Annotated in this window: 24 protein-coding genes, 1 tRNA gene and 1 pseudogene; 17 read left to right on the forward strand and 9 right to left on the reverse strand. The window is 40.1% G+C overall.

Going from position 1 to position 26479, the window contains the following annotated elements:
• The first annotated feature begins 123 nt into the window (after positions 1-123).
• The 4 genes and pseudogenes from EAL2_RS16075 (at position 124) to EAL2_RS03780 (ending at position 2455) form a co-directional block, all read left to right on the forward strand.
• Positions 124-610: pseudogene (locus EAL2_RS16075) on the forward strand (pyridoxamine 5'-phosphate oxidase family protein).
• A gap of 86 nt (positions 611-696) precedes the next feature.
• The gene (locus EAL2_RS03770) at positions 697-1077 is read left to right on the forward strand and encodes a RidA family protein (protein WP_025435081.1); all 381 of its coding nucleotides are present in this window, start codon (positions 697-699) and stop codon (positions 1075-1077) included.
• 320 nt (positions 1078-1397) lie between these two features.
• The gene (locus EAL2_RS03775; protein ID WP_025435082.1) at positions 1398-2120 is read left to right on the forward strand and encodes an AzlC family ABC transporter permease; all 723 of its coding nucleotides are present in this window, start codon (positions 1398-1400) and stop codon (positions 2118-2120) included.
• A complete protein-coding gene (locus EAL2_RS03780; protein WP_025435083.1) occupies positions 2120-2455 on the forward strand; it encodes a branched-chain amino acid transporter permease in 336 nt (111 codons plus the stop codon). Before EAL2_RS03775 ends, EAL2_RS03780 begins: the two co-directional genes overlap by 1 nt.
• Before the next feature lie 156 nt (positions 2456-2611).
• Here EAL2_RS03780 and EAL2_RS03785 read toward each other — a convergent pair whose 3' ends face one another.
• Complete coding sequence (locus EAL2_RS03785) at positions 2612-3967, reverse strand: deoxyribodipyrimidine photo-lyase (protein WP_025435084.1); 1356 nt, start codon at positions 3965-3967, stop codon at positions 2612-2614.
• 404 nt (positions 3968-4371) lie between these two features.
• Between EAL2_RS03785 and EAL2_RS03790 the strand changes: the two genes are divergently transcribed.
• Positions 4372-5688: an FAD-binding oxidoreductase gene (locus EAL2_RS03790; RefSeq protein ID WP_025435085.1), complete on the forward strand. Its 1317-nt coding sequence runs from the start codon at positions 4372-4374 to the stop codon at positions 5686-5688.
• 146 nt (positions 5689-5834) lie between these two features.
• The gene (locus EAL2_RS03795; protein WP_025435086.1) at positions 5835-6161 is read left to right on the forward strand and encodes a (2Fe-2S)-binding protein; all 327 of its coding nucleotides are present in this window, start codon (positions 5835-5837) and stop codon (positions 6159-6161) included.
• A gap of 159 nt (positions 6162-6320) precedes the next feature.
• Here EAL2_RS03795 and EAL2_RS03800 read toward each other — a convergent pair whose 3' ends face one another.
• Positions 6321-7514 (reverse strand): MalY/PatB family protein, encoded by a 1194-nt coding sequence (locus tag EAL2_RS03800; RefSeq protein WP_025435087.1) that lies wholly within the window; start codon positions 7512-7514, stop codon positions 6321-6323.
• 245 nt (positions 7515-7759) lie between these two features.
• Here EAL2_RS03800 and EAL2_RS03805 point away from each other — a divergent pair, with 245 nt between their 5' ends.
• The 3 genes from EAL2_RS03805 to EAL2_RS03815 all read left to right on the forward strand — a co-directional run bounded on the left by EAL2_RS03805 (position 7760) and on the right by EAL2_RS03815 (position 9909).
• The gene (locus EAL2_RS03805; protein ID WP_025435088.1) at positions 7760-8467 is read left to right on the forward strand and encodes a helix-turn-helix domain-containing protein; all 708 of its coding nucleotides are present in this window, start codon (positions 7760-7762) and stop codon (positions 8465-8467) included.
• 14 nt (positions 8468-8481) lie between these two features.
• Positions 8482-9057: a pyridoxamine 5'-phosphate oxidase family protein gene (locus EAL2_RS03810; RefSeq protein ID WP_242842490.1), complete on the forward strand. Its 576-nt coding sequence runs from the start codon at positions 8482-8484 to the stop codon at positions 9055-9057.
• 168 nt (positions 9058-9225) lie between these two features.
• Positions 9226-9909 (forward strand): phosphoribosylaminoimidazolesuccinocarboxamide synthase, encoded by a 684-nt coding sequence (locus EAL2_RS03815; RefSeq protein WP_025435090.1) that lies wholly within the window; start codon positions 9226-9228, stop codon positions 9907-9909.
• 60 nt (positions 9910-9969) lie between these two features.
• Here the strand turns inward: EAL2_RS03815 and EAL2_RS03820 are convergent, their stop codons facing one another.
• Complete coding sequence (locus EAL2_RS03820; protein WP_025435091.1) at positions 9970-10827, reverse strand: DMT family transporter; 858 nt, start codon at positions 10825-10827, stop codon at positions 9970-9972.
• Positions 10828-11207: 380 nt separating this feature from the next.
• Here EAL2_RS03820 and EAL2_RS03825 point away from each other — a divergent pair, with 380 nt between their 5' ends.
• Positions 11208-11705: a CarD family transcriptional regulator gene (locus EAL2_RS03825; protein WP_025435092.1), complete on the forward strand. Its 498-nt coding sequence runs from the start codon at positions 11208-11210 to the stop codon at positions 11703-11705.
• 309 nt (positions 11706-12014) lie between these two features.
• Here the strand turns inward: EAL2_RS03825 and istB are convergent, their stop codons facing one another.
• Positions 12015-12758, reverse strand: a complete 744-nt coding sequence (istB, locus tag EAL2_RS03830; RefSeq protein ID WP_038601615.1) for an IS21-like element helper ATPase IstB — start codon at positions 12756-12758, stop codon at positions 12015-12017.
• Positions 12758-14242 (reverse strand): IS21 family transposase, encoded by a 1485-nt coding sequence (istA, locus tag EAL2_RS03835; RefSeq protein WP_201770176.1) that lies wholly within the window; start codon positions 14240-14242, stop codon positions 12758-12760. The genes istB and istA overlap by 1 nt, the downstream gene beginning before the upstream one ends.
• Positions 14243-14411: 169 nt before the next feature.
• On the opposite strand from istA, the gene EAL2_RS03840 reads away from it, so the two are divergent.
• Together EAL2_RS03840 and EAL2_RS03845 are read left to right on the forward strand one after the other, a co-directional pair.
• Entirely contained in the window at positions 14412-14807 is a 396-nt protein-coding gene (locus EAL2_RS03840; RefSeq protein WP_025435094.1) for an Ldh family oxidoreductase, read from the forward strand.
• A 101-nt stretch (positions 14808-14908) separates the two neighbouring features.
• A complete protein-coding gene (locus EAL2_RS03845) occupies positions 14909-15589 on the forward strand; it encodes a helix-turn-helix domain-containing protein (RefSeq protein ID WP_025435095.1) in 681 nt (226 codons plus the stop codon).
• Between the two features lie 86 nt (positions 15590-15675).
• On the opposite strand, the gene EAL2_RS03850 is transcribed toward EAL2_RS03845, so the two are convergent.
• Positions 15676-16266: a 5-formyltetrahydrofolate cyclo-ligase gene (locus tag EAL2_RS03850; protein ID WP_025435096.1), complete on the reverse strand. Its 591-nt coding sequence runs from the start codon at positions 16264-16266 to the stop codon at positions 15676-15678.
• Between the two features lie 453 nt (positions 16267-16719).
• On the opposite strand from EAL2_RS03850, the gene EAL2_RS03855 reads away from it, so the two are divergent.
• Positions 16720-16905, forward strand: a complete 186-nt coding sequence (locus EAL2_RS03855; protein WP_025435097.1) for a hypothetical protein — start codon at positions 16720-16722, stop codon at positions 16903-16905.
• A gap of 171 nt (positions 16906-17076) precedes the next feature.
• On the opposite strand, the gene EAL2_RS15785 is transcribed toward EAL2_RS03855, so the two are convergent.
• Positions 17077-17199 (reverse strand): hypothetical protein, encoded by a 123-nt coding sequence (locus EAL2_RS15785; protein WP_278246859.1) that lies wholly within the window; start codon positions 17197-17199, stop codon positions 17077-17079.
• Between the two features lie 151 nt (positions 17200-17350).
• Positions 17351-17426: transfer RNA gene (locus EAL2_RS03860), tRNA-Val, on the reverse strand.
• A 152-nt stretch (positions 17427-17578) separates the two neighbouring features.
• Between EAL2_RS03860 and EAL2_RS03865 the strand changes: the two genes are divergently transcribed.
• The 4 genes from EAL2_RS03865 to EAL2_RS03880 all read left to right on the forward strand — a co-directional run bounded on the left by EAL2_RS03865 (position 17579) and on the right by EAL2_RS03880 (position 24093).
• Positions 17579-19276, forward strand: a complete 1698-nt coding sequence (locus tag EAL2_RS03865; protein WP_025435098.1) for a glycosyltransferase family 4 protein — start codon at positions 17579-17581, stop codon at positions 19274-19276.
• A 19-nt stretch (positions 19277-19295) separates the two neighbouring features.
• The gene (locus tag EAL2_RS03870; protein ID WP_158408879.1) at positions 19296-20336 is read left to right on the forward strand and encodes a DUF3048 domain-containing protein; all 1041 of its coding nucleotides are present in this window, start codon (positions 19296-19298) and stop codon (positions 20334-20336) included.
• Positions 20337-20711: 375 nt separating this feature from the next.
• Positions 20712-22274: a BCCT family transporter gene (locus tag EAL2_RS03875; RefSeq protein WP_025435100.1), complete on the forward strand. Its 1563-nt coding sequence runs from the start codon at positions 20712-20714 to the stop codon at positions 22272-22274.
• Positions 22275-22581: 307 nt separating this feature from the next.
• Positions 22582-24093 carry a BCCT family transporter gene (locus tag EAL2_RS03880; RefSeq protein ID WP_051489077.1) on the forward strand — a complete coding sequence of 504 codons (1512 nt, stop codon included), beginning with the start codon at positions 22582-22584 and terminating at the stop codon, positions 24091-24093.
• A gap of 55 nt (positions 24094-24148) precedes the next feature.
• Here the strand turns inward: EAL2_RS03880 and EAL2_RS03885 are convergent, their stop codons facing one another.
• On the reverse strand, positions 24149-26404 hold the full coding sequence (locus EAL2_RS03885; protein ID WP_038601713.1) for a GH39 family glycosyl hydrolase: 2256 nt from the start codon (positions 26402-26404) through the stop codon (positions 24149-24151).
• Between the last annotated feature and the right edge of the window lie 75 nt (positions 26405-26479).

The following is a 26479-nucleotide window of genomic DNA, read 5'->3' on the forward strand; positions in this document are numbered from 1 at the left end:
AGTGATTTTCATTCAAGAGTGTCGCTGGTTCATCTGAACAATAAATGTTAAGTTATCAAGGAACATTCGGACGGGTTTTTGAACCCTAACCCTATATTTATCTTACAAGGGAGGAACCGCTTAATGTTTAGAGAAATGAGAAGAAAAAAGCAATTATTATCACCTGAAGATACAATAGCAGTAATGGATAGATGCACAAACGGTGTCCTGGCGTGCTTAGGCGATGAAGAGTACCCATATTCTGTTCCTTTGAGTTATGTATATTTCAATGACAAAATCTATTTTCATTCAGCAAAGGCCGGCCATAAAATTGAGGCCATCACTAAATATCCAAAGGTGTCTTTTACGGTAATAGATAAAGATACAGTTGTAGGCAATGAATATACGACTTATTTCCGTAGCGTTATAGCCTTTGGAAAAAGCTAGAATAGTGGAAGGCGATGAAATGCTGGAGGCTTTCAAGGCTTTAGTAAAAAAGTATTCAGGCGATCAACCCGAAGACGCCCAGCACAAGGAAATAGCCGGATGCACTCAGGCATATATTGTTGCAATCGACGTTGAATATATAACGGGCAAGGAAGCTATAGAGCTTGTCAGAGCAAAACAATGAATAATAAGCATGGACACAGACACAACTTGTGCAGTTTGCGAAATTACACAAATGATGAATTATGTTATATCTAAGGAGGAGTTTATATGTCAAGAAAAGCCTTTAGGGCAGCTGGAGCTGCAACTGTTGGACCATACTCACATGCAATTGAATCAGGAGATTTGATTTTTTTATCTGGGCAGACCCCAATAGACTCACAAACTGGAAAGCTTGTGGAAGGCGATATTGTTGAACAGACAAAGCAATGTTTTAAGAATCTTTTCAATGTATTGGAAGCAGCAGGCCTAACCTCTGACAATGTTGAAAAAGTAAATGTATTTTTAACAGATATGAATAATTTTACAAAAATGAATGAAGTTTATTCGAAACAATTTTCCGAACCATATCCTGCTCGTACAACTATAGGAGTGGCGTCGCTGCCTCTAGGTGCTCAGATTGAGATAGAAATGATAGCAAGGAGAAAATAATTGAGACAATAATTCATGTAAACACGAGTACGTACGGATAAAAGCCTGGGAGATATTTTATATATTAACCACGGGCTTTTTTTATTTTTTTAAATTACCTATCAGAGTCATGCAAAATCCGGATATCGTTTTCCTGAATAATATATTCTGTTTTGAGCCATATAAAAAATTAAATACGGATTAAAGGTTTACGCTCAAAATGTTTTGTGCTATATTAACCTACATGCAAAATATAATTAATCGCCGGGGAATATGGTTATAACATTGTGTTTTTATCCATGATAATGTGCCGGTGGATTAAGCACAGCGAGGTGAAAAATTTGAACGAAAAAACTAAAGCGTTAAAGGCGGCATTTCCCCATACGATCCCTGTATTTACCGGATTTATTTTTCTAGGCTTTGCCTACGGCATCCTAATGAACAGCAAGGGATACGGTATTGGCTGGAGTGTGTTGTTCAGCTTGGTAACATTTGCGGGCTCGGCCCAATACGTAGCCATAAGCTTTCTTACATCAGTTTTCAATCCTGTTTACGCACTTCTTATGACATTAATGGTGAATGCCCGCCATTTATTTTACGGGATTTCAATGCTGGACAGGTATAGGGATACCGGCAGGCTAAAGCCATACCTTATTTTTGGCATGTGCGACGAAACATTTTCAATCACCTGTTCAACTGAGCCGCCTGAAGGTGTCGACCGAAGCTGGTTTATGTTCTTCATAACTTTTCTAAACCACAGCTACTGGGTTATGGGCTCGGCTCTTGGAGGACTGCTGGGTTCTATGATTTCTTTCAATACTAAGGGTCTTGATTTTGTGCTTACAGCCCTTTTCGTAGTAATTTTTGTGGGCCAGTGGAAAGCTCAGAAGGACCATAAGCCGGCAATAATAGGAGTCGTGTGTTCATTGGCTTGCCTTTTGGTTTTCGGGCAGGGTAATTTCATTATCCCTTCTATGCTTGCAATACTTGCTGTGCTTATGATGTTTAGGAAAAGAGAAGAAGAATATGATTACGATAGTGAATTGGTAGAGGAGGGAGCCTAATGACTTTAACGCCTGTTCAGACCCTAATTACTATAGGTATGGTGACTGTAGGGACAATGATAACAAGGTTTTTGCCTTTTGCAGTATTCAAGAATGCAAATTCAAGCAGTTCATATATAAGCTATCTTGGGCAAGTCTTGCCGTATTCCGCAATAGGCCTGCTGGTTGTATATTGCCTCAAGGGAGTTGATCTTAGCGGCCCGACCCACGGGCTTCCGGAGGCGATAGCCGTTATTTTCATAGCGGCGCTTCATTATTTCAAGGAGAATGCGCTCTTGAGCATAGGCGCGGGCACTGTTTTCTACATGGTGCTTGTTCAAGCTGTTTTTATTTAAAAAGAGAATTTTTGCAGTAGTGATAAAGCTTATAACCGCAGAAAAAAGGGGCTCGCCATAAAGGCGAAAACCCTTTTTTCGATTTTTGGACTTGTAAGCACTAAAGAATATTATTGTTTAAATTGAGGCGATTGTGGAGCTGTTAAGAATGGTTACTTATTGTAATTTGGCGATTTTATCCAAATATTTATTCATATCGAATTTTCTATCCAAGCCTTTTGAATTCATATATCTTACAGTTCCAAATATTTCTCGCTCCTTCCAGGGCCTGTCATGCTTTCCGAAGCACCATGCTACTCCAGCAAAACTGTTTGGATCCCGGCCATCAAGACAGTATTTGTTGTTGAGATATATAGCTTTTTTAAATGCATCCTCAGGAGTTGCGCTCCATTCCAGTATTTTCTTGCCCCAGTACATTCTCATATACCCATGCATTTTTCCTGTCAGCACCATCTCCTTTTGTGCGGCATTCCAATACAAGTCGTGGGTCTTGGATTCTTCCAATTCTGCAAGGGCATATAGATACTCCCTATCATCCGCCGCATGGTTTTCAAGAGTTGACCTGGCCCAGGATGGTATTGCTTCGTAGGAATCGTATTTTTCATTATAAATAATGAAATTCATACTTAATTCCCTTCTGACAATAAGCTCTTCAAGAAAGTCTTTTTTATCTTCCTGGTTTATATCCACTAATCGTCTGAAAATGTATAGTGGGGATATCTGGCCAAAATGAAGATAAGGGCTTATTTCCGATGAATAATCCAGTCCCGGTTCATTTCTATATTTGCTATAGAGTGGCAACTTTTTTGAGATGAAATCTTCCAGCAATTTCTTTGCCTGGCTGGTGCCGCCCTTGAAAAAGCTTACAGGCCTAACTGCTTTGTCAATTTCCAACTGCGCTGCATCACTTTCAATATCGTCCACATCAAATTCAACAAAGGGAATTTCCAAATCAGTGGAGGGCAGATTGACGGTCGTCTCATTTAATGGTGATATGAAGCTGTCCAGTACTTTGTTTATTTTAGCCCTGAACGTGGCGGCTGAATATTCTTCCTTTGTGGAAGCCGACTCAACTGGTACAATGACGTTGGTTTCAACCTGTATTACGGGGCAAACGGCATTTTGGGCTAAAAAATCCCTCCATTGCCGCTCTATTCTTAAATAGCCCCTGTCTACGATCATTAACGCAGCCAGAGAAGAGATTTCGAGAGCTCCTATTTCAGGCGAAACTCTTCTTATAAGCATTCTTATATTTCTATTTGCCAGTTCAGTTTTCACTTCCTTTAGGCCTTCCAGCATAAAGTAATAATGTCTTTCATTGGCCTCGGGAAAAAAATCTGTGATTCCAAAATAGACTATCAAAGGTTTTTTCAGACTGTTTGCATGGTGAATTGCATACTCTAGGGCATGATTGTACTCAGCTCTTTGAGAGCTTTGCATCCAATATACTACATAAGGATTATCGACCACATTTTTGTCATTAAGAATTTTAACTCTTTCCTGTGAAATCACAAAATCAGCTCCCAGAAATAAAGTTGGTTATATGTGTATTTTTAATACTTGATTACATCATTGCAGGAGATTGCCAAAAAACCCAATGCTCTGAAGCTGTTTTTCATGTAAGAAAGGCTTTTTGCTTTGAAAATTCAACATTGTCTTCCATTGAAATCATCTCCTAATCTCTTGGAAATATTCCGGACAAATAAATCTAGAGCTGATATATGTTATACCCACAATATCAGGGATTGAGTCAAATTCTGAAACTGTCAAAGGCACCTATCAGAAAACATAGTTTTTTTTATGGTTTCATAGGACTCATGTAGTAGCCAATATTGTAAATAATCATATTTAGGGTAAGAGTAATTTATATGACTAGAGCAGCGGTGCGTAAGTGCCTGCTCTAAAGGAGGATGCCTATGGAGTCCCATAAAGAAAAGGTAAGGAAGATAGCAGAGCAACTGAAGGAGCGCAAAAGCTCTGCGCCCTTGACTCTTAAGAAGAAGTCTGTTTCCCATGAAGTCCCAAAGCCTAAGGACAAGAAGCATTCGGACGAAAAGCTGGACGTCAGCGACCTTGACGAGATAATTCATATCGATGCGGAAAAACGCATCTGCATCGCAGAGCCCGGCGCTACCTTCGAGAAGGTTGTAGCTGCTACAATAAGGCACGGGCTTGCACCGGTTGTAGTGCCTGAGCTAAAGACTATAACAATCGGAGGTGCGGTTTCAGGAGGATCCATTGAATCCATGTCGTACAGGTTCGGTGGATTCCATGACAGCTGTTTCGAATATGAGGTGGTGACAGCAAAAGGGGATGTGCTGATTTGCACACCTGATAACGACAATAAGCTGTTGTTCCAGATGGTGCATTGGGCTTTCGGCACATTAGGAATAATCACACTTCTTAAATTCAGGCTAATACCAGTAAAGCCGTTTGTTAAGGTGACATACGAGAAATACGAGACTCTTGAAGAATACAAGAACGCCATATGGGAGCATTACACGAAAAAAGACATAGATTTTATGGATGGAATTATACATTCGCCCAAGGAATATGTCCTCAGTGCCGGCGATTTTGTCGACAAGGCTCCCTACACCCACAGCTATGACTGGGTGAGGATATATTTTCTCAGCACGGCAAGGCAGAAAGAGGATTACCTTAGGACGTCTGATTATTTCTTCAGGTACAACAAGGGCGTGACTAATGTGCATCCGAAATCCTTAGTCGGAAGGCTACTGCTGGGGAGGTTCATAAATTCCAACAGCACATTGAAGCTGGCCAATACCTTCAGAAAGGTCATACCATCAACGGCTATACCTATAACGGTCGATACTTTCATACCCTTTTCAATGATGGAAGAGTTCATGGAATGGTATGAGAGGGAAATAGGTCATTTCCCATTGTGGTGCGTACCTTACAGGGTGATGCGCAAATATGAATGGCTGTCTGATGAATTCATAAGCAATGTCAGGGACGAGCTGTTCCTTGATATCGCACTATACGGAATGCGAAAAAAAGATGCGGACTATTACCACAGGATAATAGAGAAAAAGCTCATAGAGCTAGGCGCTATAAAGACTCTCATATCTACCAATTTGTATTCAGAAGAGGAATTCTGGAGGATATGGAACAAAAAGAACTACGACTTGGTAAAGAGCAAAACAGATCCTGATAACATATTCAGAGGGCTTTACGAAAAGACCTGCAGGGCATCAAGGGGGTTGGGCAGGTAGAGAGTTGATGGGGGTTTGATTTTTTTTTGCTGGATACATCCAAAACTTGATGTATAATATACTATGAACGGTTGCGGCAAAATATATAAATCATTTTAAATGATTAGGCCGTTTTTTATTAATAAGCATAAAGGAGAATGGGGATAATGGCTGGAAACAAAACTATTTGCACTGTAAATAATGTGGACTATTCTACAATAAGAAAGGCAATGTGTTCGGGAGCGAGAACACAGCAAGAGCTAGTTGATATGGTTGGAGTATGCACTACCTGTGAGGGATGCAAAAGCGAGCTGGATAAAATACTTTTATCTGTATGCGGCTGCAAGGACGTTTCGCTAAAGGCTGTGGTAGACGCTGTCAAGAATGGAGCCGATACTGTAGATAAGGTTGGCGAAGTTACAGGAGCAGGCACTGGCGAAGGCTGTGGGAGATGTAAGGCTCTGATTGCCAATGTACTTGAGCTTGGCAGATAATATAGTTCTATCAAACTCTAACAAAAACGAATGGAAAAGAGTCGTTTGAAATCGAAGGCATCTATCTGAAAAGATAGGTGCTTTTTTAGTGTCAGAAAATATTCTAAGCAGAAAAGGACCGGATTTCAAAGAATGAAAAATCCGGTCCACTTGCTAAAATTACTTGTTCAAAAGCTCGCATATTCTCCTAAGCCCTTCTTCGAGTACTGAACTTGGGCAGGCCAGGTTGAGTCTGATGTAGCCGTCGGAGTCCGCAACAAACATGTTGCCTCCCTCAAGAAGAACTCCGGCGTTGTTTGCAAAGTAAAGAGGCAGGTCGACATCTTTTGAAACGTAGGCGTTTATATTGATCCAAGCCAGGTAGGTTGACTCTGGAATTTTGAAGACAGCCTTCGGCAGGTGTTCTTCAAGGTACTGTCTTGTGAATTCAAAGTTACCGTCCAAATATGCCTTAAGCTGGTTGAGCCACTCTTCACCATGCAGGTATGCCGCCTGAGCCGCTGCGATGCTCAGAGGGTTTTCAAAAGGATAGTGTCGCTGTTTCCAGGTGGCCCTAAGCTCGTCGTTAGGTATAATGACATTCGAGAACATAAGCCCTGCCATATTGAATGTCTTGCTTGGAGCCATGCAAGTGATGATTCTGTCTGTTTCCGGGAAAAGCTTAGCTAGAGGCGTATGTGTTAGCCCTGTTCTAAGGAGATCGCAGTGTATCTCGTCGGATATTATCCAAAGACCGTTGTCCAGGCATATCTGTCCGACTTTTCTAAGCTCCTCCTCAGACCATACACGCCCTGAAGGATTGTGGGGATTGCAGTATACGCACAGAGTGACCTTCTCGTCCTTTGCCTTTCTCTCTATATCATCGAAATCCATAGTATAGTAGCCGTCATTTTCCAGCAGGGTAGAGCATACTGTTTCTATGCTGTTGAAGTCGGCCGCATATTTGAAATAGGCATACGAAGGAGTCAATATAAGTATCTTCTCGTCGGGCTTGCAGATGTGTCCTATAAGTTCGAATAGGGCAGGTATTATACCGTTTGATGTTACAAGATGCTCCTTGGGGAATGTCCAAGCGTAACGGTCCTGTGTCCATGATGAAAACGCCTCATAGTATTCCGGGTCGAAAACCTTTGTATAGCCGAATATCCTCTTGTCGGCCCTGTCTTTAATTGCCTGAACTACTGCTGGCGGGGTTGCAAACTCCATGTCTGCCACCCACATGCGTATGAATTCATCATCCGCATAAGGAAACTTCATAGTTGGCGGGGCGTGGAAAATATACTCCCTGAATCCGTCTGTGTTCATGGCGTTTGTGCCTCTTCTTTCAACTATTTCATCAAAATTGTAATTCATAAAGCACCTTCCTCTTTAATTTTATCGTTTCAATTTGAAAAGTCTAATTCATTGAAGTCATTATCGCACAAGTGATTTGGTTTTTCAAAAAAGCTAAAATCTATTTAGGGGAAACAAAATCTTAAAATAGTTTCATTAAAGTGGATAAATTCTCTCTCCTATGCTAAGATTGAAGAAGTTTAATGGATTTTTTATTTATTCAGCAAATTGAATAATCTGGCGAAACCTAGGTTTGGAGGCTGAGCATGGAAAAAATAAACCGAGAGATCGGCAGGAAAATCAAAAATTTCAGGAAGGGCAGGGGCATAACAGTACAGGTTCTGGCAAACATAATAAGCAAGAGCAAATCCACAGTTTCAAAATACGAGAACGGTGAAATATCAATAGATGTTGTTACGCTTTATAGCATTGCTGATGCCCTAAACATACACGTAGAACAGCTTCTCTACATCGAGCCTAAGACTGAAAAGCATTTGTTAAAATCGGAACCATCCTCATTTTTCAGAAATTCCACAAGATTTTATTCCTATTTTTATGACGGGAGGAGCAACGGACTCGTCAGGTGCGTCATAGACGTTTTTCCTCAGGAGGATCCTCCTTTTTTTAAGACGGTACTGTACATGAACGTAAAGAGCTATGACAATTACGAGGACTGCGAAAATACTTACTGGGGCTACATGGAGCATTATGATGTGATTACAACTATTGTGCTGAGAAATCAGGCCACGCCTGTTGAGCGAGTAGTCATTAACATACTAGCCTCTTTCATGGACTCCCATAAAAAGTGGGGGCTAATGTCGGGAGTTTCGTTCAGGCCATTCATGCCCATAGCTCTTAAAATGCTATTTTCGAAGGAGCCACTGGCGGAGGGGAAAGAGCTAATACAAGAGCTTAAGATTTCTAAGGAAGACATAAGGATAATGAAGATATACAATATGCTGACTGTAACATAGCATGAGGATTGGCTGTGAAAAATGGAGAGGAGCTGATATTTTTGAAAGAGATGAGAAGAAAGGACCGTGAAATGGACGCGGATTTTGCTTATTCCATAATAGACAAATCACACTTTGGAACTATAGCCACAATAAATGAGGATGGAAGTCCCTACTGCGTTCCTGTTTCGCCCGCAAGGCAGGGCGACAGGATATATATTCACGGAGCCTGCCAGGGAGAAAAGATAGAAAATATAAAGCGTAGGCCGCAGGTATGCATTTCATTTGTGGGAGACGTCAAGGTGCCGCCGCCTTTTACTAGAGAGGAGTTTGAAAAAGCTCTTGAGGATCCAGCAACATTTGGAAGGAAGGTGAGCGGAAAATTCACCACAGAATACGAGTCTGCCGTGGCTTTCGGAATTGCCACTGTTGTCGAAGAAAGGGAAGAGAAAATTCTAGGTCTGAGACTTATTTCTGAAAAATACACGCCGGGGAACATGCCTTATTTCGATGCCGCAATTGAAGTCAGTCTCGACAGGACGTGTGTAATTAGAATCGATATTACCGACATCAAGGGCAAGAGAAAGAAGCTTGCTGATAAGAAAGAATGACGGATCTGTGCTTGATATAGAGCTGCCATCTAATATTTAGATTAATGCGACGATTTTTTTTGTATCTATAGTGCTTTTGACAATTTTTGTGCTATTATAATAGAACGAGGCCGTTGAAAATTAAGCTGCGGCTGAGAATGACGAATAAATATCAAAGGGAGTGATAGCATGGATGTTATTTACAGAGGAAAAACAAAGGATGTATACGATAAAGGCGACGGCAACTATCTTTTAAAGTTTAAGGATGATGTAACGGGTACGGACGGCGTATTCGATCCGGGAGCCAATACGGTAGGCCTGTCAATCGAAGGCGCAGGCAAGGCTGGCCTTAAGCTTACAAAATTTTTCTTTGAGAAAATAAACGATGCAGGAATTCCGACTCACTTTGTGGATGCTGACATTGAAAACGCTACTATGACGGTAAAGCCGGCGGAGGTTTTTGGAAAGGGATTAGAAGTCATTTTGAGATACAGGGCTGTAGGAAGCTTTTTCAGAAGATACGGTAAATACTGCAATGAGGGAGACAAGCTGGATTCTTACGTTGAGGTTACGCTAAAAGACGACGAAAGAAACGATCCTCTTATTACGGATGAAGCTCTTGAAATGCTAGGAATAATGAGCAAGGAAGAATACAAGGTATTGGCGGATCTCACTAGAAAGATAGGAGAAATAGTAAAGGAAGAAATGGCAAAGAAGGACCTTGAGCTGTACGACATAAAGTTTGAGTTCGGCCGTGTGGGAGAAGACAGACACATAGCTCTTATAGATGAAATTTCCGGAGGAAACATGAGAGCCTATCGCGGAGATGAGTATATCGAGCCTTTAAAACTAGAGCAAATAATGCTCGCATAATTTAAAACAGTTAAAAAAAATCGCCTTCCATTTTATGGAAGGCGATTTTTAGGGTATTTGTTATTTGTTGTACATGAGCATGTAAAAAGAAGCCAAGAATATAACAATGTACCCTGCTACGCTTAAAAAATCGGGAAGTACGCCAAAAAGAACCAAACTTATTATGGCTGAAAAGATTATATTGGTATAATCAAATATTGATATTTCCTTGGCGGGTGCAAATCTATAAGCATAGGTAATTCCGAATTGTCCGATGCTTGCAAAAATTCCTGCCAAAATCAAATAACTCAATTGAACGATGCTCATAGGAGTGTATGTTACAAGCATTAGAGGCAATGTTACAATGCTAGAGAAAAAGGAAAAATAAAACACGATTGTATTCGGATTTTCCTTATTGCCTAAAACTCTAACGCAGGTGTAAGCAGATGCTGCAAATACTGCTCCTAATACCGCAATCATTGATGGTATAACTTCAGAATTAAAGGCCGGCTTAATTATAAACAACGCTCCTATAAAAGCAATTGATATTGCTGATATTTGTTTCTTGTTTATTTTTTCCTTTAGAAATAGCCATGAAAATATTATTACGAAAAAAGGACTTAATTTATTCAGCATATTGGCGTCTGATAGCACTAATCTATCTATGGCATAATAATTAGAAATTATTCCTAGCGTACCAAAAGAAGATCTAAGCAATAATAACTTTTGGTTTGCTCCTTTTCCGAAAAAATTACTCTTGGTATTCAAAATAGATATTGAAGCGGCTAAAAGTGATACTGTATTTCTGAAAAATGTTTTTTGAAAAGACGGTAAATCCCCAGACAGCTTGATAAACGCTGACATCATTGCAAATCCAAAGGCAGACAGTATTATGAAAATTATTCCTTTGGATCTGTTGCTTAGATTAGTAAAATTCATATTTATTTGTATGATATTAAAGGGTTAATATTCATACTTTTCCTTTCTTTAGACTTGTGATTTATAATATATTATATATTACTTCTATATCTTCTTTTTTTCAATAATGTCATATAGAAAGTCAATGATACAATGAATATGGATTTCAACTTTTTTGTTGGAGTAACAGGAGGAGCTGTCTATGACGAAAGTCATAGCACTAATTGGCGAGTGTGGGGATGTACAACTTTCAGAAAATTTTCCTTACATCCCAAAATTTTAAATGATAAAATATAATTAAAGAGGCAAAACATAGGAAAGCGCAGCCTTGACATTCCGTAGCGGCAGTCAAGGCGCGCGTTTTTTTAATTGCAGTCAAAGAATTTAGTGGAGGAAGAAAAATGTTCCATATCAATGATTATATTATGTACGGAAAAACTGGTGTGTGCCAGGTGACTGGAATCGAAAAGGGCAAGCTAATAGGCAATGCGGAAATTGAATATTATGTGCTAAAGCCTTTAAGCTGCGACACGACAATAAAAATACCCGTGAATACCACAAAAGTAAATATGAGGCCAGTGGTATCAAAGATGGAAGTTCTTGATTTTATAGACTCAATGGCAGAAGAAGACACCGTATGGATCAAGGATGACAGGTCAAGGTTTAAGGAATTCGAGTCTAAGCTTAATGAAGGATCCTGTCTGGAGTGGATGGAGATAATCAAGTCTATTTACATAAAAGAGAGAGATAAACAAAGCGGAAGAAAGAGTATTTCTCCCAGAGACCGGGATATTTCAAAGGAGGCAAAGCGGCTTCTTTTTGAAGAATTTTCTCTGTCTCTTGGAATACCGAAGGATGATGTGGAGAGCTTTATAATCAACAGAGTATCTAATTTTTAATTAGGTCTATTGAGGAGAACAACTAAGGGTCCGAGAATTAGGACTCTTTTTTTAGAGTATTTGTAATTGAAAAAAATGATAATAAATCGTCCTTTGAAATTTTAAAGGATGGTTTTTTTTACATATTGATATTTCACAATCAGCTCTGAATGTCAATGAATATTTGAGCCAGGCGCTAGTGAATTTCTGAGCCACCTGTGCTAATGAAAAAGTATACCATTTTCATATTTGTGCTAATGAATATTTGAGCCACTTATTGTAATAAAGAAGGGAAATTGGGTTTAGCCTTCATTTCCCTTAATTCATCTTTTATTTGCTGTTGCTGTCCTTTCGATAAGAATCGCCATTCATGTTTAATACATAGGAGCGGAATGTTATTCTGTCAACTAGGGCTGCGACCATTATTGGATTATCGAAAAGCTCTGTCCATCTTGAGAATTCAAGATTTGTGGTTATTATGATGCTGCCTTTTTCGGATCGATCAGAGATTACCTTGAAAAGCAGATCTGACTGATGCCTGTTAAAGCTTAGGTATGAGAGTTCATCTAGTATTAGCAGATCAACTTTAGACAGCTGTTTTTCAAGCTTTGCCAGCCTTTTGTACTCGCTGGCCTCGACCAATTCAGTTGCAAGTGATGCGGCGTTATAAAACTTGACGGAATATCCGAGGGTGCAGGCTTTCAAGCCAAGGCTTATTGCAAGATGCGTCTTGCCTGTTCCGGGATTCCCTATCATTACAATGTTTTGATGTTTGTCTATGTAGTCGCACTCAGACAACTCAAAAATAAAAGGTTCTTTTACATGTTTAAGCCGGCTTGTATCAAATTCATCAAGAGTCTTCAAATATGGATACTTTGCAGCTTTGATCCGCCTTTTGCGATTATTTTCCTGACGCTGGTCGTTCTCAACTCTTAGTAGCGCAAGGAGGAAATCCTCATAGCTCATATTGGTGTCCATCTGACGGATCATATTTTCATAATCACAAAAGGTAGGGAGCTTGAGCTGCTTGCAGTAAAGAGAAATAGACTGTGCCTTCACGTTTATTTCACCCATTATCCGTTCACCGCCACTTTGAATTTGGCATCATAAGCCGATAGGTCCACATTATCAACTGAGATATCCGTTGCAACCGATATTACGCCGTTTGATACAGGACCATCCAAGTAACTTCGTACCAGGTCGATTGTGGGACTTACCGTAGCAGGTATTTGGTTTTTAATGCCGATTATCCTGTCAGTGCCATAATCAAGGCACAATCGAAGAAGTTTGACAGTATCCCTGTTTGCATTTGGGAATTTCATTCCCCCATTCAGCAGGTCTCTCTGAATAGCCTGCCTTACAGGTTTGGCGTTGAATACGGAGCGTGGCTTTCGTCCCAGAAGTGGCATGTAGTGCTCCAGAGTATAGCTGGTGTAGCCCCCTGGACCATAGATGCGGTCATAGGATGCCACGACTGCAGACTTGTGATGTATTCTGATTTCGTTGCCATAGGCCTTTATTGTGGCTTCCTGGCCTATCAGTGTTGCCGGAACTGAATAATTGTTTTTATCAAACCTTACTGTGGAGTATTCATTTACTTTTGCAATCGCAGTTTTGCTTGTATCAAAACTGTATTTTGGAAGTGAGTAGAAGTATGATGCTTCTTGAAAGAGCCGCATACCGACAGTTCCCTCACGTCCTTGTATCATATGCTGCTTATACTCGTTGCATTTTTCTGATAGTAAACTATTCAGCTCTGATAAGTTTTTTATCCTTGGAACAGGAACCAGGAAGTTTCTTCTTGAAAATCCTACAAGGTTTTCAACCAGGCCCTTTTCATTTCCGCTTGCAATGTTGCAAAACAACGGTTGAAATGCATAATGGGCGCTAAAGGCCTTGTACCTGTTTTGAATCTTTGCGTATTGGCCAAAGCCTTCTTTTACTGCAACTTTAGCATTATCAAATATTGTTTTATGAGGAATACCGCCAAAGAATTCAAATGCCTTCTGTTGACCTTCCAAGAAGGATTCCTCGTTCTGGTGCTTGAATGCCATTACGAAAATTGCGCAACTGAAGCATAGCCTTGCACAAAAGAGATTGATTTTGTTTTTAATCCCGTCAAGATACACGGTGGCTTCTCCCCAATCAATTTGGAGAGCTTCCCCCGGATCGAATTCCAATGGGATAAATGACTTGGGAATATTCCCTTTAATCCTTTTTACAGCCAATCTTACTGTTGACTCGCCGCCGGCAAACTGTTTTTCAGTTACAAGCCGTTGATATATGCGCCTTGCAGTATGCTGCTGTTTGTTTATATTTTCGGATTTGTCTTCCTCAAGGCAATGAAGAATGAACTTTAATACATCGTCAGTCAGAATGTCTGCCTTACGATTGTATTCTTTGCGTTCCCATGGAACGCTGTCACCGTCACAATATTTTTTGACGGTATTGCGAGATATGCCGAGCGTTTTAGCGATAGCCCTTTGAGACATACCCTGGATTGTACTCATTTCTCTAATCTTTTGGTAAATGTCCACGTCAATGATCACACCTTTCATCCTCCCTGCACTAATCTTTGAGATTAGTATACAGGTTTTTTGAAAAGTGGCTCACTTTTTGGTTAGCACAAAGGCACTAAATGGCTCACTCTTATACTAGCATTCACATCAGCTGCAAGTCCAAGTGAATTGCAAGCTAAATAAATCTAAATATGAAAGGTTATTTTATATGATTTATCATGTACTTTATTATGAAGAATTGAAACATTTCTGCCAAGAGGCTTTTGAAGGCTTTGGCTTAAGTGAAAATGACAGTGCTGTAATTAAAGATGTGCTGCTGCTATCTGACCTGTACGGCATAGATTCCCACGGTACAAACTGCATTGTGATGTATCACGATCTTATAAAGGACGGAAACATTGATATAGGCGCGCAGCCAGAGATAGTCATGGAAACTCCGGTTTCAGCCGTTATCGACGGCAAGAGAGGTATGGAACAGCTTATGGCATGCTATGCGGCTGAAACTGCGATTGAAAAGGCCAAGACTTCCGGCATAGGTTTTGTAACTGTGCGCAATTCGAACCACTATGGAATTGCGGTCGGCATACTTAAAGAAATGCTCTGATTCGAATATTTTAGAATTATTCTGGTACAAAATGATGAGTAAGGGGACAAAAAAGTATATAATTAATTCGTGAGATTATTTATATTTATGAGGTGGTTTTTATGAACAGACTAGCTTTAAAAATAAAAGAAGCCAGAATGGCTGTTGGACTATCAGAAAAGGATTTAGCAAAAAAATGCGGTCTTTCTGTAGGCTATATAATTCAGGTTGAATCAGGCAAGAAAATTGTAAATGAGAGCGTTGCAGAGAAGATACTCAAATCTTTGGGAGTCAAGGAAGCGTTTGTTGACGAGGAGAGGCCGGCTGAAGAGCCTCAAGAAAAGCCTTCAAAAAAAGTTGAAGCACCAAAGCCAAAGGAAACGGTTATAGTTGAGCCGAGCCAGTCATGGGCAGACGCCTTGTCTGGGGTGATCAAGAAATATCCGGTGGTTGACTTGCACAGCAACAAGACGGTCGATTACAAGGAGCTTCCCATAATCAGCAAAAAAATAGAAGGGCACCATCCGGATAAAATAATGTTTGTAAAGGCTTCAAACAATGATATGGCTGCATTCAGAATCGAAAAGGACGATGTGCTTACTGTTTTTATGACTAAAGAGATACAAAACGACGGTTTATATCTTTTTGAAATTGAAGGCAAGAAAATGATAAGACAGCTAAGGAAAGAGGCAAACAATATAGTGAAACTTTCAAAAGCTCCAAACGACAGCTCTGCTGCGGTTATCGACATAAAAAAGGTCAAGGTGCTGGGGCGGATTATAAAAAACGAATTTTCAATATAAAAGTTAAGGGACAGGCGCTTGAAGTAAGCAACTGTCCCTTAAGTGCATAATGCACCAAAGATTGTCTGAAATTTGTTGTAAAGATGCTATTCGATAATGCGGGCTTCTGAGACAATCTTCTTGACGGGCACATCGTAATCTTTCACGGGTATTTCGTCAAAAATTTGAAAGTCAAAAGTCACGGCAACAGTTTCGCAATCAGGCCTCACAAGCTTAAGCACGCTGTCATGAAAGCCTGCTCCATAACCAAGCCTATTTTTGTTTACGTCGAAAGCCAGACCTGCTACGACAAAAAAGTCGATTTCCGAGGGGTCTACAAAACGTCGGTTGCCTTCCTTTGGCTCTAGAATGCCCATTGTTCCGCTTTCGACATCCATATCGAGATCATAAAGATCAGATGCTTTCATCTCTCTTTTTCCATCCGGATATTTGACTATGATCGGCACTAGAACTCTTTTTCCAGCCTTAAGACACTCGCGGATGAAGTCCTTGGTTCTTACTTCGCTGCCGAAATCAATATACGACATTATAACCTTGCTTTTTATGAAGGCGTCCATTGCCTTGATCTTGTCTAAAATCTTATTGCTATTATTCATGAGAATTTCATCTGAAAGTGCATCGCGTTGTTGACGTATCTGTTTGCGAAGCGTTTTTTTAGCCTGAATTATATTGTCCAATAAAGCCATCTCCTTCTCAATATTCATATTATATATCAAATTGTATAGCACATTATAATTCTTTTTAGTAACATAAGATACGAAATGATGATAATTGTCAAATTGGACATCATGCCTGGAAGAATTAATAATATTAATTCACAAATTATTCGACTTCATAAATGAGAATGGATATTGGATGTTTTGATGTTTTTACACAGTTACTGAAAGACAACAGCTGGAGAAAAACAGAAATTTTCATGATCATAATTCCGGCATTGAAAGTGGCGCAAAAAATTAACAAAAATGAAAGCTTGAAATTGTTAAATTGCAAATTATCCAAAAAAACATAGATAAATGTTGTTATTTACACACAAAAAGAATATAATTTGATTACAACTTGCAAAACAAGGATATCTAGATGTGGCTGTTTGAATATTTTACCATAATCAAATTATAAGAGGGGGAGTCATTATGAAATCAATGAAGTCGGTGAGTATTGTAATAGAGAACGGAAAGATGCTTACGGAATCAATTTTGTTCAAGAGGGATCAAGTTGGATGCTCTGTAAAGAAACTGGGCCAGGAATTGGCTGACAGAAGTAGGATGATTTCAGAATATAGATCGCAGTACGGTTTTGGTGAAGAGGAAATGATTTAGAAAGCATGGTGCCGCAGTTAAAAGCGGCATTTTTTATGCGTGCTCATGGGATGAGTTGTGTTTGCAGTGAATCATTATTTCGATAATGCGGCATGAGAAAGAGGGGGCAACGATTATATTGCTCCCTCTGAAATTCCGTAAAACGATTGTTTCAAACCGATTAGTATGTAGTTATCTTACAAGTCCGGCAGAAGTAACGTCAATAACAAGTCCTGCCGATGTAACATCAATAACCAGCGATGACGAAGGTACAGCTAATATGCCTAACAGCATGAATAAAACGAGTTTTTTCATGATAAAAACCTCCTCTCTTCCGTTGTTTTAATCAAAATATTATAACATTATAAAATATTTTACACAAATAAACTTTATAATATTTTTTAAATTCAAACGATAAAAAAGTGTGTATCTGATGAGATACACACTTTTGGGGGTTTAATTTATTTGGTGGGCAATAAGGGACTCGAACCCCTGACTTCCTCCACGTCAAGGAGACACTCTACCAGCTGAGTTAATTGCCCGAATGAAAAAATTTTATCATATTTTATATGTTTTGACAACATCAAAAATAAGTAATAGATGGTAAATGGTTTAAAAGCCGTGGAGACAGGGAACATAAGTATTAATAAAATAAAATATATGCTGCGGCTATATGGGATAAGAGGCGATTTTTATGAAAATATGGATAACACACGGTTATTTTTTGACTGGAACAGGAAGCAATCTATATGTACAGAACTTATCAAAGCAACTTTGTTCAATGGGGCACGATGTGACGCTGTTTTGCCAGGATAGGGAATTTGAAAAGCAGAAATTCATAGATTCGGGATATGTATTTGACGCGAATAATGAACAAGCAGAGTTGATCCATACAAAAGTAACCCCCTATGAAGGCAAGTGCACATGTTTTGTGCCAAATATAGGCAAGGTGCTTCCTGTGTATGTCAAGGACAAATATGAGGGATTTGATGTTCACGAGATTCCTCAGCTTTCAAAAAGTCAATTGGAATACTACATTGATTGCAATGCTAAGGCGCTGAAATCACGCCTTTTGCATGAGAAACCGGATATGATTATAAGCAATCATGTTGTAATGCAGCCAGTATATGTGAAGAGGGCTCTTGAAGGCACTGAAGGCATAGTAAATTTCAATGTGGTTCACGGAAGCGCATTGAATTTTTCGGTGAGAAAAAGCGAACTTGCATCAAGCTATGCGATAGAGGGACTGAGCGTGGCAGACGGCATAGTATTCCTGACAGAACATTCGATGCGCGAGTTTGGCGATTATTTTGATGAAAGGGCGACTCTTACAGGCAGACGGATTCTTATTCCAGCAGGCGTAGACATCGAAAGGTTCGTGCCTCTTGAAAAAGGACAGAGCAAGGGCGAGCGAATAAAAAGTCTGCTTGGAAACATAGAATCCGCAGGAGGAGTGTGCATGAATGCTGAGGATTATGAAAAAAACAGGATAGTATCCGGTTTGATAAAGGATTCCACGGCATCGCAGCTGAGTGAGCATAAGGCTGAGCTCATGGAAAAGGGCGATCGAAAGTGCATAGATGCGGATATAACGCAAAAGCTTGTGGGGATAGACTGGGAGAATGAAAACATAGTCCTATTCTACGGGAAATACTTATGGACAAAGGGCATTCACAACATTATACTAGCGCTGCCATTGGTGCTTAAGGAGAATCCAGATACCAGGATTATTATTGTGGGTTATGGAACATCAAGAGGATACCTAGAGTCTGTAGTAGATGCACTTGACAGCGGCGACCCGCAAAAGCTCGAGTATCTATTAAAGCACCCTAATGAATTTCAAAGTCATGTTGAGCAGGGAACCGAAATATACTCAAAATGGATTGTCGACATGCTCGAAGATGGTGAGCTTTCAAAGGAGTATATGGATATTGCCAAGGGCAATGTTTCAGACAAGGTTATTTTAACTGGTTTCATGGACCATGAACTTTTGAAGGATATGATACCTTGCGCCGATGTAGCCATAGCGCCGTCGATATTCCCCGAGGCATTCGGGCTAGTGGGCGTCGAAGCCTTAGCGTGCGGCGTGATCCCGCTACAGACATACCATTCGGGATTCAAATACGTTGTGGATACATACTCGGAGCTCTTCGAGCTTGATGAGAGGCTGAAAAAACTGGACAAGCTATGGCTCAGGGAAGACCTGGTTAGCAATATAGCGCTAAACATAAACACTGTATTTGAGGCTTATCGCATAGGCGGACAAGACCTGATTGACAGGGTGAGGAGAGATGCCAGAAAAATATGCACCGACAACTATTCGTGGGCTTCGGTTGCTGAACGCTTTGTGAGCGAAGCGAAGGCCAAGAACGAGGCTGTAAATGTGCGGTAAACCTCAAAATATAAAAAAAATGATGTTGATAATCCTGGCGGTAATTATGCTGGCCTCATTCCAAGGCTGTGTTCGTAAGCCTGTTTCGGACCAGGTGGATAACAGGGTGGAAGAAGCGAGACCCGAGGAGACTGAAACAGAAGAAACAAAGCCAGATGATACTGAAGTAACGTTGCCTGAATACAAGTTCACTTGTCCGCTGGACGGCATCGGAATTGATGAGATGCCTATAAGGCCTGTGGCCGTAACAATAGACAATTACAGGGGAGCCCGTCCGCAGTCTGGGCTTGACAAGGCCGATATTGTATACGAGGTCCCTGTAGAGGGCGGCATAACGCGCTATCTGGCAATGTTTTTCCATGGGCAGGCAGATGTCATAGGGCCGGTGCGCTCAGCAAGGCCGTACCTTATAGATATTTCCCGCGAGTGGGACGCGGTGTACATTCATGCCGGGCAAAGCCCTCAGGCCCAGACATATTTTAAAAATACAAAAGTGGCCCACATTAACGAGATGTTCCACTCTTCCGGATTCTGGCGCGACAAGTCCAGAAAAGCGCCCCACAATCTCTACAGCAGCACAGACAATCTTTGGCGGGAGATTGAAAAGCTTGGACTGGACAAAGTTTCTATTCCGGAAGGTTTCGAATTCAGGGATGAAGGGGAGGAGCTATCCGGTGCCGAGGCAGCGGAGCTGAGCCTACCTTACAGCTACGGCAAGGTAGGCTACAGCTACGATGAGCAGACAGAAACGTACAAGCGATTTTTAAACGGCAATCCTTATAACGATCTGGCTTCAGGCGTTCAGCTTTCGGCGGCTAACGTTCTGGTGCAGCAGGTTGCTGTGCGGGCCTTCGACAGCGAGGGGAGGCTTGAGGTCGATTTGATTGGAGAAGGCAAGGCCTGGCTGTTTTCAGAAGGGCGTGTGATTGAGGGGACCTGGCGAAAGGACGCTGTGACTGAGCGTACTCGTTTTTACGACGAAACAGGAGTGCTCATGCGATTGAAAACAGGGCAGACCTGGATACAGCTTGTGCCAAGCAGAGTCCAAATCAGTTATTAGCAGCAGCTGTTTTGGCTTATGGCCAAGTAAATTTTCCGCATAACATAATATTTGTTTTTATGGAGTCTTTTAAAGACTCCTTTTTTTATGCTCGACTGCAAAAAAAGGCTCTGACTGTGACGAAATTTGCACAGGAGTGATTTTCCCTCCGTTTGCCAGACAAAAATAGTGATAATCATATAAAAAAGAAAACACCAACACTCGAATTAAGTATTGCTATAATATGCCTATGTAGCCTGTAAAGCACATATTTTTATTTAAAATGAGCAAGCAGGGGATTCAAGCAATAAACTTGGTGGCCACCAAGAAGTACCATTTTAATTACTGTTTCAAAAAATACCCGTTTCAATATACATGAAGGAGGAAAATTAATTTATGATAAATAAAATTGAGGAAAACGGAATAATGCCTGATAATGTTAATAAAAAAAATAAATCGTCAGCACTGTTTTGGTATGCTGTATGCTTTACCGGAATATTTTCACTGTGGGCGGTTATCAATCCGGATTCATTAACAAATACGCTCTGGGGTTGGGTATACAAGTATCATGACAACTTCAGCTGGTTTACAATAGCGATGCCAACCTTCATACTGCTTTCATGCGGAGCTCTTGCATTTAGCAAATACGGTAAAATAAAGCTTGGAAAAGCTAATGAAGCACCTGAATTTTCCACTTTTTCATGGATGGCTATGCTTTTTACGGCCGGCATAGGTGTCGGGCTTGTTAACTTCGGGGTTGCTGAGCCTTTAATTCACTACCTTTATTCACCGCAAGGACTTCCAGGCGGATTTGACAAGGTTGAAGCCGCAAAAAATGCACTTTCACTGACTATGTTCAACTGGGGCCTCCCGGCATGGAGTATATATACAATTTCAGGACTGGTAATAGGATATTTCACATACCATCGTGGAGCAAAATTCTTGCCAGGTACTCCTATTGAAGAAGGTTTTAAAGATAAGAAATGGGGGAAACCGGTAGGCAAGGTTGCAAACATAGTAGCTGCAGGAGCTGCTTCGCTGACAATGGCCGCATCTATAGGTCTTGGTGTATTCCAGGTAAAAAACGGAATAAAAGCCGTTACAGGTATGGACTTCACAGGGGTAGGTTCATCTATTATAATACTTCTTGTTATGTTTGCAATATATACAATAGCTGCGGTTTCACCGGTACAAAAGGGCATGAAAATATTGGGTGATATTAACGTTTACATTGCTGTTGCAATACTTGCATATGTGTTTTTGATAGGCAGAACTGATTTCTTCATGGGAACTATATTTTCAACATTCAAAGCTACATTCACAAGTATTGTACCTATAAGTTTTGAAAATTATGCATATCTTGACAAAGGCTGGTTCAAGGATTGGCCTAATACCACTCTGATTTGGTGGATATCTTGGACTCCGTTCCTTGGAATATTCATAGCGAGAATTTCAAAGGGAAGAACGATAAGAGAGATAGTGTTGGCTTCGATATTAGTTCCGACTGCTTTCTTGATAATATGGTTCAGTGTGTTTGGAGGCTACGGACTGTTTGATGCAATAGTGGGCAATGGAGAAATAGTAGATTACATCCAAAACAACCCTGATGATGTGTATCTGTCGTTTATAATGGTTCTTCAGCAGCTTCCGATGTTCCCAGTAATGGGTACATTATTCATAATATTAATATTAGTGTTCCTATCTACATCGGCAACTAGTGCTGTAATATCTCTAAGCATGATAACTAGTGATGGTGTTGAAAATGCTCCACCAGTTAGAACAATAATTTGGTCTGTTATCACAACAATGGTTGCATTTGCAAACGTCGTAACTGGTACGCTTAATGGAGTAAAGGCAGTTGCGGTTGTAATAGGTATTCCGTATATGTTTTTCTTATTCTTGTCCATGTCTGGCATGGTTCGTCAGATGAGAAAAGATGTAAGGGAAGGAAGGGTGTAAATTATGGATAGTATAGCAATAGATCAAGCGCTAAAAGCAGGTCAAACTATCAGCCAAAGTTTGACGCAAGGAATTCTTATAATGCTGTTCATAGGGTTCATGGGATGGGCTCTAAAACTGGCTTTTGAATCGGATATATAATTTGAATTAAAATGATATTTACCATAAAACCGGAATGTGCTAACATATAAGTCGATAGAATGAACGTTATCCTCAATTGCTGCAATGTAAATTATAATTGTCTGCATTTGAGGATAACGTTTTTGGATATATTAATCCTTTTTTGTAAATATGCTTGAGGTGATCTATGGATAAGGTAAAGGTTGATAAGGCTGTGTTTTTCCCATCTATAAGTTTGATTTTGTCAATATGCGGTCCGATTGTTATTTTTCCTGAAGCAGGAGGGAAAATAGTAACAGATATACATCACTACTTGACATTCAATCTTGGATTCTTGAACATGTGGATGGGTATAGCTGCTTTTGCTGCGGTTTTATGGCTGAGTTTTAGCAGATACGGCAATATTGTGTTTGGAGAACCTGGTGAAAAGCCTGAATACAGTGATTTTAGCTGGATAACAATGATATTTTGCACCGGTATCGGAGCAGGGCTAATGTACTGGGGAGCAATAGAGTGGGCGTATTACTACACAGCACCGCCCTTTGGCTTACAACCAGGAACATGGGGCGCGGCTGAATTTGCAGCAACATACGGGATTTTTCACTGGGGGCCAATAGGCTGGTCTTTTTATGCTCTGCCTGCCCTGCCTCTGGCATATTGCTATTATATAAGAAAGCAAAGCGTATTTAAAATCAGCGAAACACTGAGACAGATACTGGGCGATAGAGTGGACGGGCCTATAGGCAAAATAATTGACATACTGTTTGTTTTTGGCGCGACCGGAGCTTCGGCAACCAGCCTTGGACTCAGCACGCCTATGATTGCTACATGTATTAGCTCTATAACGGGAATACCAATAAGTCTGAACCTGAAGCTGTCAATACTTTTTATTGTCACCCTGATATTTTCCATAAGTGCCTATCTAGGCTTAAAGAAGGGAATACAGGTGCTAAGTAATCTGAATGTTGTTTTAATGCTGACGGTAATGTGTTTTATATTTGCCGTGGGACCAACTATGTTTATTTTAAAAATGGGTACTACAAGTGTCGGATTGCTGCTTCAGAATTTCTTCAGGATGAGTACCTGGATGGATCCCGTTAACAATTCGGGCTTTGCTGAAAACTGGACAGTATTCTACTGGGCTTGGTGGATAATATCATCTCCTCTTATGGGGATGTTTATTGCTAGAATTTCAAGGGGCAGAAGTGTTCGTAACATCTTGACGGGAGCGGTTGTATTCGGCAGCATGGGGTGCGCTCTTATGTTTGTAACAATCGGGAATCTCGGTCTTGATCTGCAGCTAAGAGGCCAAATGGATGTAATTGGCACTCTTAACGATGCAGGTCCCTATTTGGCCATTGTAGGGATGCTTAAAACGCTGAAATTCAGCAGTCTTGTGATTTTGCTGTTTGCAGTTGTGGCAACAATATTTTCCGCAACCACTTTCGATTCAATTTCATACGTATTGGCAACAGCAACATCAGAAAGCATATCAGAGAATCAGGAACCTGAAAGATGGAACAGGCTATTTTGGGCATTTTCTCTGGCTATCATACCTACAACCCTTATTCTAATTGACGGGCCTCTTTCAGCAATACAGACAATTTCAATAATAAATGTTATTCCCGGAATCATAATAATGGTTAGTATGATGGTGTCGTTCATCAAGATGGTGAAGGCCGACAATCATATTATGTAAAAAGTGCTGTCTCTAAGCGATTTTATTCGACTAAGAGACAGCACTTTTATTATGGTTATAGTTTTGTTAAATTTATAAGCTTTACTCCGTCAGAAGGCAGCGCAAATTCCAGGGAAATGCTGTCTTCAACTGAGACAAGTAAGCTTTTGAGCCTTAACATCTCTTTAGATTTTATGAAGTTAAAATCCTCGGTGTCGAAGTACTCGGGTTTTCCCATGTTTAGCCATTCATCGAATATGGAGCCGTTGCTCCTATCAAGTGTGTACGATTTCAATTTATATTTGCCCTTTTCAATGAGTATTTTCAGCTCAAACAGCGTGCTTTTACTGATCGCCAGGTCCTTGCCTCTTTCGTAGTAATCGATGCTTTGCAGTATGTCGTCCAGTTTCTCCAGGTTGTTGTAGAATAAAATGACTATGCTTTTGTCGTTTTCTACTGCGTAGTGAAAAGGGCCCTTGCTTATGAGATTGCCTTTGAGCTTGCTCAGCAGATAGTAAGCATGATATACGGGTTTTTTAAGGCCGTTGTAAGTCAAAAGGCCTCTTCCGCCATGGAATAGTTTTGTGGTTTCAAGGTTGTCTATGAAATTGACCTGGGTGTCGAATCCGCTGTGCTCAACCAGAAAATCGTGTATTAGTTTGTTGGCTTTGTAGCAGGTGTCATTGAAGTAACTGTTGCTTTCGATTTTTATAAAGTAAGTATTCAATGCCATGTTGCTCTTTATGGTTCTAAGGAGTATTCTGACAAAGCCCGACATCTCCCTGTACATATCCTCTGACATTTCGACAGTGATAAAGCTTAGTTTTTTTGATTTGAAATTAATCAGGAAGTATTCCTCGTGAAAGTTGCTCGAAGGAACAAATTCTATCCCGAAATTCAACTTGTTGAATTTGTCGCAGAAGTAATCCAGGCTGAGCGTATAAAGCTCTATCATCTTGCTATAGCTTTTGTCCTGGTGTGCAAATTCAAACTTCCACTCTCTTATGGTGGATAGGCCATACCTTTCAATGCAGTGATGAAGAAAATTTTCAAGCATGGAATGCCAGTTTCGTATGCTGAAATCCTTCTCATTGTATGTGAGTTTGAGAAACGGTTTTATGTTTTTTTGGACAAAGAAATCAAGTAGATTATCTACGTTGAACCAATTGTACAATTTTTCCTTGGAATTGTAAAAGTACATGCCCTGGCTAAATATGCCGCTGAACCTGATGTAGTCAAAGTGGATTTCGTTGTGAATTTTTTCGAGGTTCTGCTGCCAATTCAAGTTCAGTCCGTCATAAACAAAATCGAAGTATAGTATTTTTTCGAATGATGTCCATTGCTTTTTAGTGCAGGTGACAGTGTCAATCTGAACATTGACTATTTTGGGTTTGTTTGCAAATTCCTCGACCTTTGAGCTCTGATATTTCTGGAGAATGAGCATCAGGGCGGAAGAGTCGATAGGAAGAGATACTTTTTCATAAGCGGCTGAGCTCTCGACAATTGACATTTGCTTTCTATATTCATTTGGAGACATGTCGTAGTTTTCCTTGAAAACCGTGCGGTAAGCCTTGGCAGATGCAAAGCCGCTGTCAATGGCAATTTCAAGTATGCTTTTGCTTGTGTTTACAAGGTCATACATGGATTTGTCGAGGCGCAGGAGGTTAAGGTACTTGTTGAATCCGATGTTCATCTGACTCTTGAAGAGACGTGAAAGATAGTAAACGCTTATATATTCTTTTTTTGCAAGCTCGGATAATGTGATCCTTTCGTCATAATGCTTATTTAAATATTCCAGAATTCTTATGAATCGTTGATGAAGATAATCATCTGATATTACATCAACGCTGGCGTCATCTTTTCTAAAATTCTTTACTAGATGCTCTATTAGTTTTAGGGATTCGCTAAGCATCGTGAACTGATATGTCTCATGTTGACACATAAGGCTTACCATTATGCTTGAAAGCTTGTTTCTAATAAAGCTGTATTTTTCACCGTTAGCATCGTCAAAAAGTGTGTTGCATTCAAAATATATTTCAGAAAAGTTAGTGTAATATGCTTCATAATAGTAAGGATTTATGAATAATGAGATTATTAAAGCTCCATCATCAACACTGGTTATTTTATGCATTTCGTTCTTGTTAATCAACACTATATCTTCAGCGCATAAGTGATAAGTCTTATCTTTTACGCTGAGTGCAACTTTTCCCCTCAAAACAAAAAACATCTCAATTTCCCTATGCCACTTAAAAGAATCATCTGCATTTTGGTAGACAAAAGCGTTAAATGGTAAGTTATTGTGATATTTGACAAATTCATATTTGCAGTTCATATTACCAGCCTTTCTAATAATAAAAAAACCAAAAGAAAAAATTAAAATAAAAACAATATTGGATAGCTTTTGTAA

Source organism: Peptoclostridium acidaminophilum DSM 3953 (assembly GCF_000597865.1).
GTDB classification, from domain to species: domain Bacteria; phylum Bacillota; class Clostridia; order Peptostreptococcales; family Peptostreptococcaceae; genus Peptoclostridium_A; species Peptoclostridium_A acidaminophilum.